Raw genomic sequence first — 15546 nt, forward strand, 5'->3', positions numbered from 1 at the left:
CCGATCCCGGCGGGGGCAGGCCGCGGCATCCGTCCTCTCGAGAGGTGAGGGATGCCGCGGCCGCTGGTCACCGCTCGGTCAGGTGGCCGTCGCGGTCGAGCTCGAGCACCAGGTCGACGCCGATGCGCCCGAGGAACGCGTCGTCGTGGCTCACGACCAGCACCGCCCCGCGGTATGCGGCGATGGCATCGACGAACCGGTCGACCGTGTCGAGGTCGAGGTTGTTGGTCGGCTCGTCGAACACGAGCAGCTGCGGCGGGGGATCGGCGAGCATCAGCCGCGCGAGCGCGACCCGGAACCGCTCGCCGCCCGACAGCGTGCCCACCGGTCGCTCGACCGTCGCTCCTCGGATGAGGAACCGGGCGAGCCGGTTGCGCAGCTCGACGATGGTCACGCTCGGCGCCGACTGCGCGACGTTGTCGAGCACGGATGCGGTGTCGTCGAGTCCGTCGACCCGTTGCGGCAGGTACCCGACCCGGTCGGTGTGCAGGTCCCCGCGTGCGGAACTCCACGGATTCGGCACCGGTCCGCGCGATTCCGCGTCGAGGTGCGTCTGCGTGCTCGGTTCCGTGGAGTTCTGCGGGCCGGCTCCCACCAACTGCTCGAGCAGCGTCGTCTTACCGACCCCGTTCGGGCCGATCAGCGCCACCCGCTCCGGCCCTTGGATCACCCAGGACCGCTCGCCGTCACCCAGGGAGGCGATGCGGCGACCCGCGGGCACCCCGGGGTCGGGCAGGTCGATCCTCACGAGGTCGTCGTCGCGCACGCGGCGCTCCGCGGCGTCGAGGGCTTTCCGCGCTGACGCCTCGCAGTCGGCCTTCTCTCCGCGCAGCTTGCCGGCCGAGACCTGGGCCGCGCGCTGAAGGTTGCCCGCCACGATCGGCGGCACGCGCTTCTCGAGCTGCGCCTTTCGGCCCATCGCGGCGCGGCGCGAGATCGTCGTCTCGGCCTCGATGCGCTGGCGCTTCTCGCGCTGGACGGCTTGACGCGCCGCGCGCTCGGCGTCGCGGGCGGCGCCCTGCTCGGCGTCGAGCCAGGCCCGCCACTGCGAATAGGTGCCGCCGAACACCGACAGTTCGCTCCCGTAGAGCTCGGCGGTGTCGTCCATGAGCTCGAGCAGCGACGTGTCGTGGCTGACCACGACGAGCGTCCCGCGCCACGAGCGCACCATGTCGTGCAGGCGCGCGCGTGCCTCGCGGTCGAGGTTGTTCGTCGGCTCGTCGAGCAGTGCGATGGACGCTCCCCGCAGACGGATGCCGGCTATCGCGGTGAGCACCGCCTCCCCACCCGACAGCTGCCCGACGCGGCGGTCGAGCATGCCGGGCGCCAGGCCCGCTTCGCCGAGCGCCGCGTGGGCCCGTGACTCGATGTCCCAGTCGGACCCCACCGTGTCGAAATGACGGGGATCGGCGTCGCCGGACTCGATCGCACGGAGGGCGCGGAGCGACTCGCCCACGCCGAGCAGGTCGGCGACGGGACGGTCGACGTCGAGGATCAGCCGCTGCGGAAGATAGGCGGCATCCGCTGTCGGGGTGATGTGCCCGGTCGAGGCGGTGAGCTCGCCGGCGACGAGCCGGAGCAGCGTCGACTTTCCGGAGCCGTTGCGGCCGACGAGCCCGGTGCGGCCGGCGCCGAACGAGCCGGACACCGCGGAGAGCGCGGTGGTGCCGTCGGGCCAGGTGAACGAGACCCGGTCGAGGACGATCGCCGGCGTCAGGCGGCGGGTGTTGTGAAGCGCGGAGTGTGCAGGCATGAGGCCTCCTGTGTCAGTCGTGCGCTGACACCGAGGACCGCAGGACCGCACGCGGACGCGGCGCCCTTCGAAGGGCTCAGGACCGAGCGGAAGCGGGATCGACGAGCAGCGCGAGAAGTTCGAGCGCCAGCACGTCGGGAGTCGACGGGCGGCGGGATTACAGCGCGGTCGCGTCGATCAGCTTCAAGGGAGTTCCTCACGGAGGGGACAAAGGCCGTCAGCCACCATAGCGGACGCCGCCGGTTGTGGCCAGGGCGCGCTGGATCGGCCTCGCCGAGGGGACGGTCGGGACCCGCTCAACGACCCGGGGCGGCGGTGGCCTCTTCCAGCTGCTTCTCGAGGAACACCCGCACGTCGTCGAGTTCCTGCTCCGAGACGCTGTGAGTGAGGCCGGGATAGACGCGCCCGCTGAGCTCCACGTGTTCGGGCAGCCACCGCGTGGTGTACTCCACGAGGAAACCGGGGATCACGTCGTCGTTCGTGCCCCGGCCCCAGAACACGGGCGGGCGCCGCTCGGCGAGTTCGGCGTCGCACGGCAGGTCGCCGGGCGTCACGTACCCCGAGAGGTTGACGGCGAACGCGAACCGCTGCGGGGCGAGACGCATCGCCTGCAGCGACACCGCGGCACCCTGCGAGAAGCCCAGGAGACCGACGGATGCCGCCTCCTTCGCATGCGCGTCGACCCACGCGATCACGGCCTCGGCGGCGCGGGTGACGTGCGAGGGGTCGCGGCCGTCCAGACCGTCGATCGGGTACCAGGAGCGCCCGGGAGCGGGCCACGGCGGGACGAGGGGAGCGGCGAGGCTCGCCACGGCGAAAGGCCCGGGAAGGTGATCCCGCAGCGGGTACAGGTCGTGCTCGTCGGCGCCGTAGCCGTGGAGGAGGAGCAGCAGGTGCCGGCCCGCGAGAGCCGACCGGTCGGTCGACCACAGCACGGCGTCGGCGTCGAGGACGAGCGCTTCCGGCATGCCCTCATCCTGACACGCGCCGCCGACATCGGAAGAGGGGCGACACGAAGCCCTGGTCGTGGTCTGCGCCCCGAGCGGGGTATACAAGAGGCATGTCCGTACGCACCCCCGACCCCGAGCCCGCGGGAGACGAGCCGTTCGGCCCCCCGGCGGGGAACGTCTCGAACCCGGCGTGGCTGAGCGACATCGAGCTCGAAGAGGCGCGTCGGCGTCTGCCCATGCTCTACGTCGAGGGCGTGCCGGTGCGCACCGACGGCATGGGTCAGGTGACCCAGGTCGGCATCCTGCTGCGGGCGACACCCGTCGGTGAGATCTCGCGCACCATCGTGTCGGGCCGCGTGCGCTACGGCGAGACCGTCCGCGACGCGCTGTTCCGGCACCTGGAGAACGACCTCGGCCCCATGGCGTTCCCGCTGCTTCCGCCGCAGCCCACCCCGTTCACCGTCGCCGAGTACTTCCCGCTTCCGGGGGTGAGCGCGTATCACGACGACCGCCAGCACGCCGTGTCGCTCGCGTTCGTCGTGCCCGTCACGGGCACGTGCGAACCCCGCCAGGACGCACTGGAGGTGACCTGGCTGACACCGGAGGAGGCGGCATCCGATGCGCTCTCGGCCGAGATGGAGGGCGGGCGCGGCACCCTCGTGCGCATGGCCCTCGCGAGCGTCGGCGCTCTGCGCTGAGCCGTTCCCCGCTGCCGCGGACCCGTCCTCGCGGGGTGTCGGCGCTGCGGCCTAGGCTCGGCAGGGTGACCGTCCCCGCACCCCTGCCGTTCCCGTCCGACGCCGCCGGGTGGGCGGCCTTCGCCACCGACCGTCCCGTCGAGCGGATCGCCCGCGTGCAGGAGATCGATCGGCGGCTGAAGACCGAGCCGGCGCTCTCGACCGCCGAGCGCCTCGACCTCTGGAACGACGCCGATATCGCGCTCACCGAGGCGCTCAGCGAGGCATACGTGCTCAGCGAGGCCCATCCCGCGGGGAACGTGCGCGATGCGGCGGAGGCGCAGGTGCAGGCGGTCGAGTCGCTCTCCGCCGCACGGATGCTGGACCCCGAGCTGTGGGGTGCCTTCGCGAACGCCCCGGCGGACGGCCTCGAACAAGATCAGGCACGCCTGCTCTCCCGCCTGCTGCGCGACTTCCGCCGAGGCGGCGTGGAGCTTCCCGAAGACGACCGTGAGCGCGCCCGCCGCCTGGCTGATCGCGACACCGAGCTGTCGCTGGCGTTCTCGCGCAACATCCGTGACGGCCGCCGAGAGATCACCGTGCCGTCGGAGAGTCTCGCCGGGATGCCGCAGGACTTCGTCGATGCGCACCCCGCCGACGAGCATGGGCGCGTAACCCTGTCGACCGACTACCCCGATCTCATGCCGGTCCGCGACTACGCCCTCGATCGCGCCACGCGCGTGGCGCTCGTGAGCGCCTACAACGACCTCGCGTGGCCCGAGAACGACGCCGTCCTCGCGGAACTCCTCGAGGTGCGGTCGGAGCGTGCGCGCCTTCTCGGCTACTCGGATTGGGCCGACTACGAGACCGAGACCCGCATGATCGGCTCGGGCGCGGAGATCCCCGCGTTCCTGAAGCGGCTCGACGAGGCATCGCGTGCGGCGACGGATGCCGAGTACCCGGTGCTGCTCGACAGGCTCCGGCGTGACGTGCCCGGTGCCGAGGCGGTCTCGATCGCCGATTTCTGGTACCTCCTCGGCGCGATCAAGCGCGAGCAGTACGACGTCGATGCCCAGCTCGTGCGCTCGTACTTCCCGTTCGAGCGGGTCGCGCGCGGCGTGCTCGACGTCACGGGCCGCCTCCTCGACGTCGAGTACGTGCCGGTCGATGCGCCGGCCTGGCACCCCGACGTCCAGACCTTCGACGTCGTGCGGGCGGGCGATCGCCTCGGGCGCATCCATCTCGACCTCCACCCGCGCGAGGGCAAGTTCAACCACGCGGCGTGCTTCCCGCTCGCCCCGGGCGTCGAGGGCCGCGTGCTTCCCGAGGCCGCGCTGCTGTGCAACTTCTCGCGGGGCCTCCTCGAGCACGACGAGGTGGTGACCTTCTTCCACGAGTTCGGGCACCTGGTGCACGACATCCTGGGCGGGCGCCAGCGTTTCGCCCGCTTCAGCGGCGTGGCGACCGAGTGGGACTTCGTCGAGGCGCCGAGCCAGCTCCTCGAGGAGTGGGCGTGGGACGCCGACGTCCTGGCCTCGTTCGGCGCGAACGCCGACGGCGATCCCATCCCGGCCGACCTGGTCGAGCGCATGCGCACGGCCGACGCCTTCGGTCGAGCCCTCGAGGTGCGCCGGCAGCTGGGGCACGCCAGCGTGTCGTACCACCTGCACGTCGACCGGCCGGCCGACCTGCAGGCCGAGACCGAGCGGCTGTACGCCTCGACGAGCCCCGTGCAGCCGCTTCCCGGACGGCACTCGTACGCCGGCTTCGGGCACCTCACGGGCTACGGCGCCTGCTACTACACCTATCAGTGGAGCCTCGTGATCGCCCGCGACCTGCTCAGCGGGTTCGCGGCCGACCTCATGGACCCCGAGGCGGCCCGCCGTTACCGCACGGAGGTGCTGGAACGTGGCGGATCCCGTGACGCGCGGGAGCTCGTCGAAGCCTTCCTCGGGCGCCCGTCGTCGTTCGACGCATACCGGGAGTGGCTCGCCGGCGACTGACCCCTCAGGCGCGTTTCGCCGACACAGCCGGGGGAGGTATGGTTCAGCTACCCGATGCGCAGTCATCTGCGACACAACCCCCCGGTGTCGTCGAGGACCGTGCGGCCACCGCTGTTCGCGCGCGCGGCGATCTTCGCCGCAGCGTCGTGCACGGCGCCGCATACGCCTCCGCCGCGAGCCCTCGCCGACACCGCCGAGCACGACCACCCTCGCCACAGAAAGCGGAGACACTCCGATGTCCGATCACGCCGTCAGCGCCGGAAACACGGGTCAGGACGACCCGACACCCTTCGACCACCTCATCAGCGAGACGGCCGCGACCGCCTTCGGGGCGGGCTTCACCACGACCTTCCGCGGGTATGACAAGGAAGAGGTGGATGCCGCCATCGCGGGTCTCGACGCGCGCGTGCGCGCCGCGGCCGACGAGGTCGCGCAACTGAAGCAGCACCAGCGCCGCGCAGGAGCCGCGGTCGCCCAGAGCCGCGCGAAGGCCGAACGCCTGGAGGCCGAGCTTCACGCCGCCGCGGAACGGCACCAAGCCGAAATCGAGGAGGCGGTCGCGGCTCGCCAGGCCGAGGCCGATGCCACCCTGGCCGCACGCCAGGAAGAGCTCGAGCGGCTGCAGGCGGCGCTGGCCGAGGCCGAGGGCGGCCGCCGCGCCGAGGCCGAGGCGTTCGCCGCGCGGCAAGAGGAGGACGACGCGGCCGAGCGGCTCCGGGGCGAGCTGGAACTGGCCAACGCCAAGCTCGCCGACGCCGAGCAGCGCGTGCAGGCGCTGAGCGACGAGCTGGTCGGTGCCACCACCGAGTCGCCCAACCGCCAGCAGTTCGAGGAGGTGCTGCGCGTGGCCGAAGACCAGGCGAGCCTCCTCATCCGCAACGCCACCATCCAGGGTGACCGGCTCCTCGAGGCCGCGCGTGAGGAGATCGCCAACCGTCGGGCCTCGGCCCAGGCCGAGGCCGAGGCGATCATCTCGCACGCCCAGCACGACGCGCAGCAGGTGCGTCTGAAGATCGACACCGAGTCGACCGCTCATGAGGCGCGTGTCGAGCGCGAAGCCGCGCATGCCGCCGAGAAGCTGTCGCAGGCGGAGCGTGAGGCGGCGGCCATCCGCTCCGAGGCCGAGAAGGGCGCGGCCGTATTGCGCTCCACCGTCGCTCGCGAGACGGCGCGCGACCGGGCGGAGGCCGAGGAGGCGGTGCGCGAGCTGCGCCTGCGCGCGCTCGAGTTCGAGGCATCCCTCACCCGCCGCCAGGACGACGCCCACCAGGAGTTCCTGGTGCTCCACAATCAGGCGGTCGCCCACGCCGAGCGGATCACGCAGGACGCCAACGACCAGGTCGCGGCGTCGCTCGAGCACGCGCAGCGCGTGGCGGTGAAGGCCGAGGACTTCGAGCGCCTGATGCGCGCCCAGTCGAAGCAGATCGAGGCGGACGCCCAGCTGCGGGCGCGGGAGCACCTCGAGCAGGCGCACGTGAAGGCGGAGCGCATCATCGATCTCGTCACATCGCACTCCCAGGCCGTGCTGCGCGACGCCGAGGACCGCACCCGTCAGCTCCGGTGGCAGCAGCACCAGCTCATGAGCTTCATGGCCGAGGTCAAGGAGCTCATCCGCCCCGACGGTCTTCTCGCGCCGGCTCCGTCAGCCGTCGCCGACGAGCCCGGCGAGCAAGAGGTCCACGGGTCCGAGCACGCGCCGGAGTCCTCCCCCGAGGGGGAGGATCACGACGCCGAGCGCGACCAGAACTCGAACGAACCCGACGAGCACTGACTCCCGCCTCGTTCTCGCTTTCGGGGGCCGCGACACGCGGGAGCGCCGAAGTCATTCCGCGTGTTGCGACACCTGAAGCTCGCCTGCCCGATCGACGCAGGGCCCGCCGGGACGGGCGACGCAGGGCCTGCCTGCCCGATCGACGCTGGGCCCGCCGGGACGGGCGACGCGACGTCCGCCCCCGCGGGCGACGCGACGTGCGCCCGCCGGGACGGGCGCGGCGACGGGGTCAGGCGGCGGAGGTCTCGCGGGCGATCGCGGCGAGGAACGCGTCGATGTCGTGCTCGGAGGTATCGAAGCTGCACATCCAGCGAACCTCGTTCTTCGCAGCATCCCAGTCGTAGAACCTGAACGAGGTGCGCAGGCGGTCGGCGACGCCATCCGGCAGGGTCGCGAACACGCCGTTCGCCTGGGTCGGCTGCGTGAACGCCACGCCGCGGATCGAACCGTCGGCAAGACCCGCCTCGATGCCGGCGCGCAGGCGCTGAGCCATCGCGTTGGAGTGCGACGCGTTTCGCAGCCAGAGGTCGCCCTCGAGCAGGGCGAGCAGCTGAGCCGAGACGAAGCGCATCTTCGAGGCGAGCTGCATGTCGAGCTTGCGCAGGAACTTCAGGCCCCGCGACGCCTCCGGGTTCAGCAGCACGACGGCCTCACCGAGCATCGCGCCGTTCTTCGTGCCGCCGAAGCTCAGAACGTCGACGCCCACGTCGCGCGTGAACGCGCGGAACGGTACCCCGAGCGCGGCGGCGGCGTTCGAGATGCGCGAGCCGTCCATGTGCACGTTCATGCCCAGGCTGTGCGCGTGGTCGGCGATCGCGGCCACCTCTTCGACCGAGTACAGGGTGCCGAGCTCGGTGGACTGCGTGATCGAGACCACCAGCGGCTGCGCGCGGTGCTCATCGCCCCAGCCCCACGCCTCGCGGTCGATCAGCTCGGGCGTGAGCTTGCCGTCGTCGGTCGGCACGGTGAGGAGCTTGATGCCGGCGACCCGTTCGGGCGCGCCGCCCTCGTCGACGTTGATGTGCGCGGTCCCCGCCGTCACGACCGCACCCCAGCGGGGGAGCATCGACTGCAGGCCGACGACGTTGGCGCCGGTGCCGTTGAACACCGGGTAGGCCTCGACGCCCTCGCCGAAGTGACGCGCCATGACCTCCTGCAGCCGCGCCGTGTAGACGTCGTCGCCGTACGAGACCTGGTGGCCGTCGTTCGCTGCGGCGATGGCCGCGAGCACCTCGGGGTGGATGCCGGAGTAGTTGTCAGAGGCGAACCCGCGAAGGTTCGGGTCGTGGATCGTGGTCACGGGTGTCCAATCTAGTTCGGTGTTCGCAACTCAGGCTGCGGCGGGCGCCGAGAGGCGGGGCCTGCCGGATTTCCGGCGTCGCCGGCGCGCGGCGAGCACGAACAGACTGAGTTATGAACCGCTGAGGTCGACGATCGTGTCGTTGATGTCGGCCGCGTCGGCGGTCCAGAGGTCGACGAACCGGCGGGCGAGGGTGTCCTCGAGTCCTGCGAGGCTCTTGACCCGGAAGATGACGGATGCCGCGGCCGGCGGCACGCCGGCATCCCTCGCGTCCTTCGAGAAGCCCTGGGCCACGGCACGCGCCCATGCCTCCGTCGCGGCCTTGACCGCGGCGTAGTTCGCGCCGCCGGCGAGGGGACGGGCCACGGCCGTGGACGAGACCACGGCCAGTCGCCCCGCCTCTGAGGCTCGCAGGTCGGCGTCGAACGCGCGGCTGACATGGCGAAGCGCGGTGAGCGACCTCTCGAGGAAGCGGAAGTCCGCGTCGGTCTGCCCGGCGAGGCCGCCGCCGCCCCGCCAGCCGCCGACCAGGTGCAGGATGCCGTCGACCGGGCCGTCGGTCTCGTGCACGCGGCCGGCGAAGCCGGCCACCTCCGCCTCGGAGGTCAGGTCGCACACGTCGGTGCGGACGCTCCCCGTCCGGCCCGCGCCGGGAGCCGCGGCATCCGTCCCCGATTCTTCGACGAGCCGGCGGAGCTTCGCCGGATCGCGCCCCACGGCGACGACCCGCGCGCCCGCGCGCCTCAGCTCACGGGCTGCCGCGAGGCCCGACGCGCTGGTCGCGCCGGCGATCACCACGAGCTTTCCTGCGACGCTCATTCCCCTACCTTTTCACGTCGAGATCCCGTGATCTCGCCGAACGCACACGCTGTGCGCGCCGACGACGTGCGCTCTCGGCGAGATCACACGATCTCGCCGAGAGAATGCGCACGTCGAGGTCAGGAGTCGCGGCCGGTGATCCCGGCGGTGGACTCGATGACCGGCTTCATCTTCTTGTCGAGCGCTTCGAAGAACATCGAGAGCGGGAACTCGTCGTCCAGCACCGCGTCGGTGTAGCCCTTCGGTGCACCGGCGAGCACGTCGTCGGGCAGGCCCCGCGCCCACTGCGAAGCGGGATTCGGCGTGAGCGTGCCGCGCACGAGGTCGTACGCGGCGAGCCAGTGAGCCGTCTTCGGGCGGTCGATCGAGCGCCAGTAGAGCTCGTCGATCGCCTCGCCGAGTGCGACGACCGCTGCGGGGACGTCGTCCCAGTCGAAGGCGAGGGCGGTGTCGGTCCAGTGCAGCACGCCACGCTGGTGCAGCCAGGCGAAGAGCAGCTGACCGCCGAGCCCGTCGTAGTTGCGCACACGAGACCCGGTGATCGAGAACCGGAAGATGCGGTCGAAGATCACTGCGTACTGCACGAGCTTCGCGTGCTCGAGCGTCTCGGCCTCGGCCGGGGTCAGGAACTCCCGCGCCGACAGGCGCTGCTCGATCGCCACGCACTCGCGGAACGCCGTGAGGTCGCAGCGCAGCTCCTCGAGCGAGTAGAGGAAGTACGGCATCCGCTGCTTGATCATGAACGGGTCGAACGGCAGGTCGCCGCGCATGTGCGTGCGGTCGTGGATGATGTCCCACATCACGAACGTCTTCTCGGTCAGCGCCTGGTCGTCGAGCATGCGCGCGGCGCCCGCGGGCAGCTCGAGTTTGGTGATCCCGGCGGCGGCTCGCACGACGCGCCGGAAGCGGGCTGCCTCGCGGTCCTGGAAGATCGCGCCCCACGTGAACGTCGGGATCTCGCGCATCGCGACGGTCTCGGGGAAGAGCACGGCGCTGTTGGTGTCGTAGCCCCGCGTGAAGTCGAGGAACCGCAGCGACACGAACAGCTTGTTGCCGTAGTCGCCGGCCTCGAGCTGGGCGATGAACTCGGGCCAGATCACCTCGACGAGCACCGCCTCGACGTGGCGGTCGCGCGAGCCGTTCTGCGTGTACATCGGGAAGACGACGAGATGACGGATGCCGTCGACCCGGTGCTGCTGCGGCTGGAAGGCCACCAGCGAGTCGAGGAAGTCCGGGATGCCGAACCCCTGGTCCGCCCATCGCTCGAAGTCGCGCATGGACGCGGCAAGATAGTCGGCGTCGTGCGAGAACGCGGGGGCGAGGGCACGGATGCCGGCGACGATCGCGGCGACGTGCGCGCGCGCTTCGGCGTGGGAGGCGGCATCCGGAATCGAACCGTCCTGGTCCTGAAGCGACTGGAGCGCCGTGGCGGCGTCCTTGAGGCTCAACCAGGCGCCGCTGGTCTCGGCCAGGCGTGCGTCCTCGACGACCTCGGGTTCGCCGACGATCGCCTTCGACGGGTGAAGGGCGCTGCTGGACATGGTGAACCTCCGATCTTCGATTGCGGTTTCGCTCATGATTCTAGAGAAGTTCCCTTCATTGCCACATTCGGCAGGAAATTTTCCTGTGAAACCCCGGTAGACTCGAGCCGTGCCTGGCTTGGATGACGTGATCGACGCCGGGATCGTGCGCGTCGTCTCGAACGATGCCCGTGCGACGCTCGCCGAGCTGTCGGCCGCCGTCGGACTGTCGGTCTCGGCGGTGCAGACGAGGCTGCGGCGCCTCGAAGCCCGCGGCGTGATCACCGGCTATCGCGCGCTCGTCGACGCCGAGGCGGTCGGCAAGCCGCTCGCGGCGTTCGTCGAGATCACTCCGCTCGACCCGGCGCAGCCCGACAACGCGCCCGAGCTGCTCGAGCACCTCGCCGCGATCGAGGCGTGCCACTCCATCGCGGGCGACGCCAGCTACATTCTCCTCGTGCGGGTCGCCACTCCGCGGCATCTCGAGTCGCTGATCCGCGACATCCGCGCCGCCGCATCGGTCAACACCCGCACGACCGTGGTGCTGCAGACGTTCTACGAGAACCGCCCTATCCTCCCTGCGTGAATCATCGCCCGTCCGGCGCATGCGACGACTCGATGCGCGGCGGGTGGGTAGTCTCGGCGCATGGAACCCGCGACGGCTTCACCCGACGACGATCGGGGCCGGGGTGTGCTGATCGTGCGGAACGCCGCCTCCGGTTCGGCCGTGATCCGGCTCGACCCGGCCTCGACCTTCGCCGAGCGTCTGCCGGCCGCGCAGCTGAGGGAGCTCCGGGACGGCGAGGATCTCGAGGACGTCGTCGCCCAGGCCATGGCCGCCGACGACCCGCCGACCGTGCTCGGGGTGTACGGCGGTGACGGGTCGGTCTCGCGCATGGCGCACCTCGCGCGGCGGTACCACCTCCCGTTGCTCGCCATGCCCGGCGGCACCTTCAACCATTTCGTGCGAGCGCTGGGCGTCGAGAGCGTCGACGCTGCGATCGACGCGTACGAGTCCGGCTCGACGATGGACGTCGGCGTGGCCGACGCGGCAGCCGACGACGATGCGCCCCTGACGGTGCTGAACGTCGTTTCGGTCGGCGCCTATCCCGAGCTCATCGAGGAGCGCGAGAGGCGCAACAGCCTGGGTAGGTGGCTCGGCGGCGTCGCTGCGACAGCGATCGCCCTGCGACGGGCCGAGCCGCTCACCATCGTGCGCAGCGGGCATCGCGCGCGCGTGTGGTCGGTGTTCGTGAGCGTCGGCCGCAACGATCCCGACCGGGTCGCCACGATGCAGCGGCAGGAGGCGGATGCGGGCGTCCTGGACGTGCGCATCCATCACGCGCGCGGCTCGAAGGTCCGCGCGCTGGCCTCCCTCGCCTTCGGGAAGCGCACCGCCGCCGTGATGCGCGCCCTCCGGCTGTTCCCCCGCGACACCGACATCGAGCGGCTCGTGGTGGGGGAGCTGGATCTCGGCGTGCGCCCGGAGCCGGGTCATCCGGCGGTCTTCGTCCACGACGGCGAGCTCGAGCAGCGCGACGCCGCGGGTTTCCGGCTGCGGTGCGTCGCCCGGCCCGACGCGGTCAGGGTGTTCGCCCCGGCGGGGGTGCACTGAGGCGCCGACGACAGTGTGCCGGCTGGACCTCTTCTTTTTGCCCGATGAACTTCCGGTTCACACAGGTGCCCATGCCCCCGGAAATCGTGTGGATCCGCGCTCAGCGGGGCTGTGTGAACTGGAAGTTCATTGCCCTTTTGAGTCGTTGTCCGACGCCGCCGGCTGTGTCGGCGCGATCGACGCGCGCCGGGGGCAAGCCCGACGCGCGTCGCCGCGCGACGCGACAGGTCAGTCGTGCTGGGGGAAGCCCAGGTTGATGCCGCCGTGCGAGGGGTCGAGCCAACGTGAGGTGATGGCCTTCTCGGCGGTGAAGAACTCGAAGCCGTGGGGGCCGTAAGCCTTCGCGTCGCCGAAGAGCGAGGCTTTCCAGCCGCCGAACGAGTGGTAGGCCACCGGCACGGGGATCGGCACGTTGATGCCGATCATGCCCACCGTCGCCTCGCGCTGGAAGCGCCGCGCGGCGCCGCCGTCGTTGGTGAAGATGGCGGTTCCGTTGCCGTAGCGGCTCGAGTTGATGATCTCGAGACCCTCCTCGTAGCCCTCGACGCGCACGACCGACAGCACAGGTCCGAAGATCTCGTCCGTGTAGACGGTCGACGACGTCGGCACGTTGTCGATCAGCGTGGGGCCGAGCCAGAACCCGTTCTCGTCGCCATCGATCTCGACGTCGCGCCCGTCCACCACGACCGACGCTCCGTCGTCGCCGGCGACGTCGATGTACGAGGTGACCTTGTCGCGATGCTGACCGGTGATGAGCGGACCCATGTCGGTGCCGCGCGTGCCGTCGCCGACCTTCAGGCCGCCCATGCGCTCCGCGACCTTCGCCACGAACGCGTCGGCGACCGAGGCGACGGCCAGCACGACCGAGATCGCCATGCAGCGCTCGCCCGCCGAGCCGAACCCCGCGTTCACCGCGGCGTCCGCGGCGAGGTCGAGGTCGGCATCCGGAAGCACCAGCATGTGGTTCTTCGCCCCGCCGAGCGCCTGCACGCGCTTGCCGTTCGCGGTCGCCGTCTCGTAGACGTACTTCGCGATGGGCGTCGAGCCCACGAACGAGATGGCGCGAACGTCGGGGTGCTCGAGGAGCGCGTCGACGGCCTCCTTGTCGCCGTGGACCACGTTGAACACCCCGGCGGGGAGCCCGGCCTCGGCGAGCAGGGAAGCCATCCAGTTCGCCGCGGAGGGATCCTTCTCCGACGGCTTCAGCACGACGGCGTTGCCGGCGGCGAGGGCGATCGAGAAGAACCACAGCGGCACCATCGCGGGGAAGTTGAACGGGCTGATGATGCCGACCACGCCGAGCGGCTGCCGCAGCGTGTAGACATCGATGCCGGTCGAGACGTTCTCGGAGTACGCGCCCTTGGTGAGGTGCCCCAGGCCGCAGGCGAACTCGACGACCTCCATCCCGCGCGCGATCTCGCCGCGGGCGTCGGCGAGCACCTTCCCGTGCTCGGCGGTGAGGATCTCGGCGAGCTCCTCCTTGCGGGCGTTCAGCAGCTCGCGGAACGAGAAGAGCACACCCTGGCGCTTCGCGATCGAGGCGTCGCGCCACTGCTGCCACGCCGCGGACGCGACATCGACCGCTTCGCCGACGTCTGCGCGCGACGCGAACCGCACCTCCTTCTGAATCTTTCCCAGCGCGGGATTGAAGACCTGGCCGGTGCGTTCGGACGCTCCGCTCCAGGGCGCACCGCCTACCCAGTGGTCGAGGACCGCCGTCTCGGTGCGCGGCAGTGTGTCAGTCATCGTGTTCCTCCTCCGGAACCCTCCTCGTGAGAGGGCGTGCACGTGTCATGCGAGCTTTTCGGCAGGCTCAGGAGCCTTCGATGCTCGTCAGGGCTTCATCGTAGATCTCAAGAGCCTGCTCCACCTCCCCGTCGGTCACCACGCAGGGCGGCACGACGTGGATGCGGTTGTCGGCGGCGAAGGGCAGCAGCCCCCGTGAGGTGAGCTCCTTCTTGAGGCGTCCGATCACATCGGCGCCCACGGGCTCGCGGCTGTCGCGGTCCGAGACCAGTTCCAGCGCCCAGAACACGCCTTCGCCGCGCACCTCGCCGATGAGCGGATGCTTCTCCGCCAGCTCTCGCAGACCGGGGCCGATCGCCTCTTCGCCCACGCGGCGGGCGTTCTCGACGATGCCCTCCGACTGCATCGCATCTATCGAGGCGACGATGGATGCCGCGGCCAGCGGGTGACCGGAGTACGTGAGTCCGCCGGGGAAGACGCGGTCGTCGAACGTGGCCGAGATCTCGTCCGAGATGATGACGCCGCCCACGGGCACGTAGCCGGAGTTCACGCCCTTGGCGAAGGTGATGAGATCGGGAACGACGTCGTAGCCCTGGAAGGCGAACCAGCGCCCGGTGCGGCCGAAGCCCGCCATCACCTCGTCCAGAATGAGCACGATGCCGTACTTGTCGGCGAGGGCGCGGACTCCGGCGAGGTAACCGGGCGGGGGCGGCATGATGCCCGCAGTCCCGGGGATGGATTCGAGCAGCAGCGCCGCGATCGTGGCCGGCCCCTCGGACTGGATGACCCGCTCGAGATGGTGCAGAGCGCGCTCGGACTCCTCCTCCGGCGTGGTCGCCCAGAACTCGCTGCGATAGAGGTAGGGCCCGAAGAAGTGCACGTGGCCGCGGGCGTACTGATTCGGCATCCGTCGCCAGTCGCCCGTCGCGACGATCGCCGCCCCGGTGTTGCCGTGGTACGAGCGGTAGGTCGAGAGCACCGTGTCCCGCCCGGTGTGAAGGCGGGCCATGCGGATGGCGTTCTCGATCGCGTCGGCGCCCCCGTTGGTGAAGAAGACTTTGGCGAAGCGGTCCGGCGCCTTGTCGAGGATCCGCTGAGCGGCCTGCCCGCGCTGGAGGTTGGCGGTCGCGGGGCCGATCGTGGCGAGCCGCTCGGCCTGCTCGCGGATGGCGGCGACGACGGCGGGATGCTGGTGCCCGATGTTGACGTTGACCAGCTGGCTCGAGAAGTCGAGCAGGCGATTGCCGGCGTGGTCCCACACGACGGTTCCGGAGCCCCCCGCGATCACGGGAAGGTCGAGGCCCGCCTGTGCGGACCACGAATGGAACACGTGCTCGCGATCGAGTTGCTTCGCGAGGGCGTCGAGGTCTTCGGTCATGCGGCCACGTTCCC

At 70.9% G+C, this 15546-nt stretch carries 12 protein-coding genes; 5 read left to right on the top strand and 7 right to left on the bottom strand.

The features are described from left to right. Positions 1-67: 67 nt before the first annotated feature. Complete coding sequence (locus tag ACN9MP_RS02910) at positions 68-1753, bottom strand: ABC-F family ATP-binding cassette domain-containing protein (RefSeq protein ID WP_426323790.1); 1686 nt, start codon at positions 1751-1753, stop codon at positions 68-70. Between the two features lie 296 nt (positions 1754-2049). After that, a complete protein-coding gene (locus ACN9MP_RS02915; protein ID WP_426323792.1) occupies positions 2050-2721 on the bottom strand; it encodes an alpha/beta hydrolase in 672 nt (223 codons plus the stop codon). A 92-nt stretch (positions 2722-2813) separates the two neighbouring features. On the opposite strand from ACN9MP_RS02915, the gene ACN9MP_RS02920 reads away from it, so the two are divergent. The 3 genes from ACN9MP_RS02920 to ACN9MP_RS02930 all read left to right on the top strand — a co-directional run bounded on the left by ACN9MP_RS02920 (position 2814) and on the right by ACN9MP_RS02930 (position 7154). Then, positions 2814-3401 (top strand): NUDIX hydrolase family protein, encoded by a 588-nt coding sequence (locus tag ACN9MP_RS02920; RefSeq protein ID WP_363429724.1) that lies wholly within the window; start codon positions 2814-2816, stop codon positions 3399-3401. Between the two features lie 65 nt (positions 3402-3466). After that, positions 3467-5383: a M3 family metallopeptidase gene (locus tag ACN9MP_RS02925; protein WP_426323794.1), complete on the top strand. Its 1917-nt coding sequence runs from the start codon at positions 3467-3469 to the stop codon at positions 5381-5383. A gap of 235 nt (positions 5384-5618) precedes the next feature. Then, positions 5619-7154, top strand: a complete 1536-nt coding sequence (locus tag ACN9MP_RS02930) for a DivIVA domain-containing protein (RefSeq protein ID WP_426323796.1) — start codon at positions 5619-5621, stop codon at positions 7152-7154. Positions 7155-7383: 229 nt separating this feature from the next. On the opposite strand, the gene ACN9MP_RS02935 is transcribed toward ACN9MP_RS02930, so the two are convergent. The 3 genes from ACN9MP_RS02935 to ACN9MP_RS02945 form a co-directional block, all read right to left on the bottom strand. Continuing rightward, positions 7384-8454, bottom strand: a complete 1071-nt coding sequence (locus ACN9MP_RS02935) for a threonine aldolase family protein (protein ID WP_426323798.1) — start codon at positions 8452-8454, stop codon at positions 7384-7386. Positions 8455-8565: 111 nt separating this feature from the next. Beyond that, positions 8566-9273, bottom strand: a complete 708-nt coding sequence (locus ACN9MP_RS02940) for an SDR family NAD(P)-dependent oxidoreductase (RefSeq protein WP_426323800.1) — start codon at positions 9271-9273, stop codon at positions 8566-8568. A 119-nt stretch (positions 9274-9392) separates the two neighbouring features. After that, on the bottom strand, positions 9393-10814 hold the full coding sequence (locus ACN9MP_RS02945; protein WP_426326177.1) for a DUF6421 family protein: 1422 nt from the start codon (positions 10812-10814) through the stop codon (positions 9393-9395). A gap of 118 nt (positions 10815-10932) precedes the next feature. Here ACN9MP_RS02945 and ACN9MP_RS02950 point away from each other — a divergent pair, with 118 nt between their 5' ends. Further along, entirely contained in the window at positions 10933-11379 is a 447-nt protein-coding gene (locus ACN9MP_RS02950; RefSeq protein ID WP_426326179.1) for an Lrp/AsnC family transcriptional regulator, read from the top strand. Between the two features lie 60 nt (positions 11380-11439). Beyond that, complete coding sequence (locus tag ACN9MP_RS02955) at positions 11440-12408, top strand: diacylglycerol/lipid kinase family protein (protein WP_426323802.1); 969 nt, start codon at positions 11440-11442, stop codon at positions 12406-12408. 228 nt (positions 12409-12636) lie between these two features. On the opposite strand, the gene ACN9MP_RS02960 is transcribed toward ACN9MP_RS02955, so the two are convergent. Further along, positions 12637-14154 (bottom strand): CoA-acylating methylmalonate-semialdehyde dehydrogenase, encoded by a 1518-nt coding sequence (locus ACN9MP_RS02960; RefSeq protein ID WP_426323804.1) that lies wholly within the window; start codon positions 14152-14154, stop codon positions 12637-12639. 67 nt (positions 14155-14221) lie between these two features. Then, positions 14222-15532 (bottom strand): aspartate aminotransferase family protein, encoded by a 1311-nt coding sequence (locus tag ACN9MP_RS02965; protein WP_426323806.1) that lies wholly within the window; start codon positions 15530-15532, stop codon positions 14222-14224. Positions 15533-15546: the final 14 nt, after the last annotated feature.

It is taken from the genome of Microbacterium sp. E-13, assembly GCF_049912955.1.
Taxonomy (GTDB): domain Bacteria; phylum Actinomycetota; class Actinomycetes; order Actinomycetales; family Microbacteriaceae; genus Microbacterium.

Bases quoted from the DNA above. Each gene is read 5' to 3' on its own strand.
- ACN9MP_RS02965 (WP_426323806.1), bottom strand. From the start codon at position 15,532: ATGACCGAAGACCTCGACGCCCTCGCGAAGCAACTCGATCGCGAGCAC.
- ACN9MP_RS02915 (WP_426323792.1), bottom strand. From the start codon at position 2,721: ATGCCGGAAGCGCTCGTCCTCGACGCCGACGCCGTGCTGTGGTCGACC.
- ACN9MP_RS02930 (WP_426323796.1), top strand. From the start codon at position 5,619: ATGTCCGATCACGCCGTCAGCGCCGGAAACACGGGTCAGGACGACCCG.
- ACN9MP_RS02920 (WP_363429724.1), top strand. From the start codon at position 2,814: ATGTCCGTACGCACCCCCGACCCCGAGCCCGCGGGAGACGAGCCGTTC.
- ACN9MP_RS02960 (WP_426323804.1), bottom strand. From the start codon at position 14,154: ATGACTGACACACTGCCGCGCACCGAGACGGCGGTCCTCGACCACTGG.
- ACN9MP_RS02940 (WP_426323800.1), bottom strand. From the start codon at position 9,273: ATGAGCGTCGCAGGAAAGCTCGTGGTGATCGCCGGCGCGACCAGCGCG.
- ACN9MP_RS02945 (WP_426326177.1), bottom strand. From the start codon at position 10,814: ATGTCCAGCAGCGCCCTTCACCCGTCGAAGGCGATCGTCGGCGAACCC.
- ACN9MP_RS02955 (WP_426323802.1), top strand. From the start codon at position 11,440: ATGGAACCCGCGACGGCTTCACCCGACGACGATCGGGGCCGGGGTGTG.
- ACN9MP_RS02910 (WP_426323790.1), bottom strand. From the start codon at position 1,753: ATGCCTGCACACTCCGCGCTTCACAACACCCGCCGCCTGACGCCGGCG.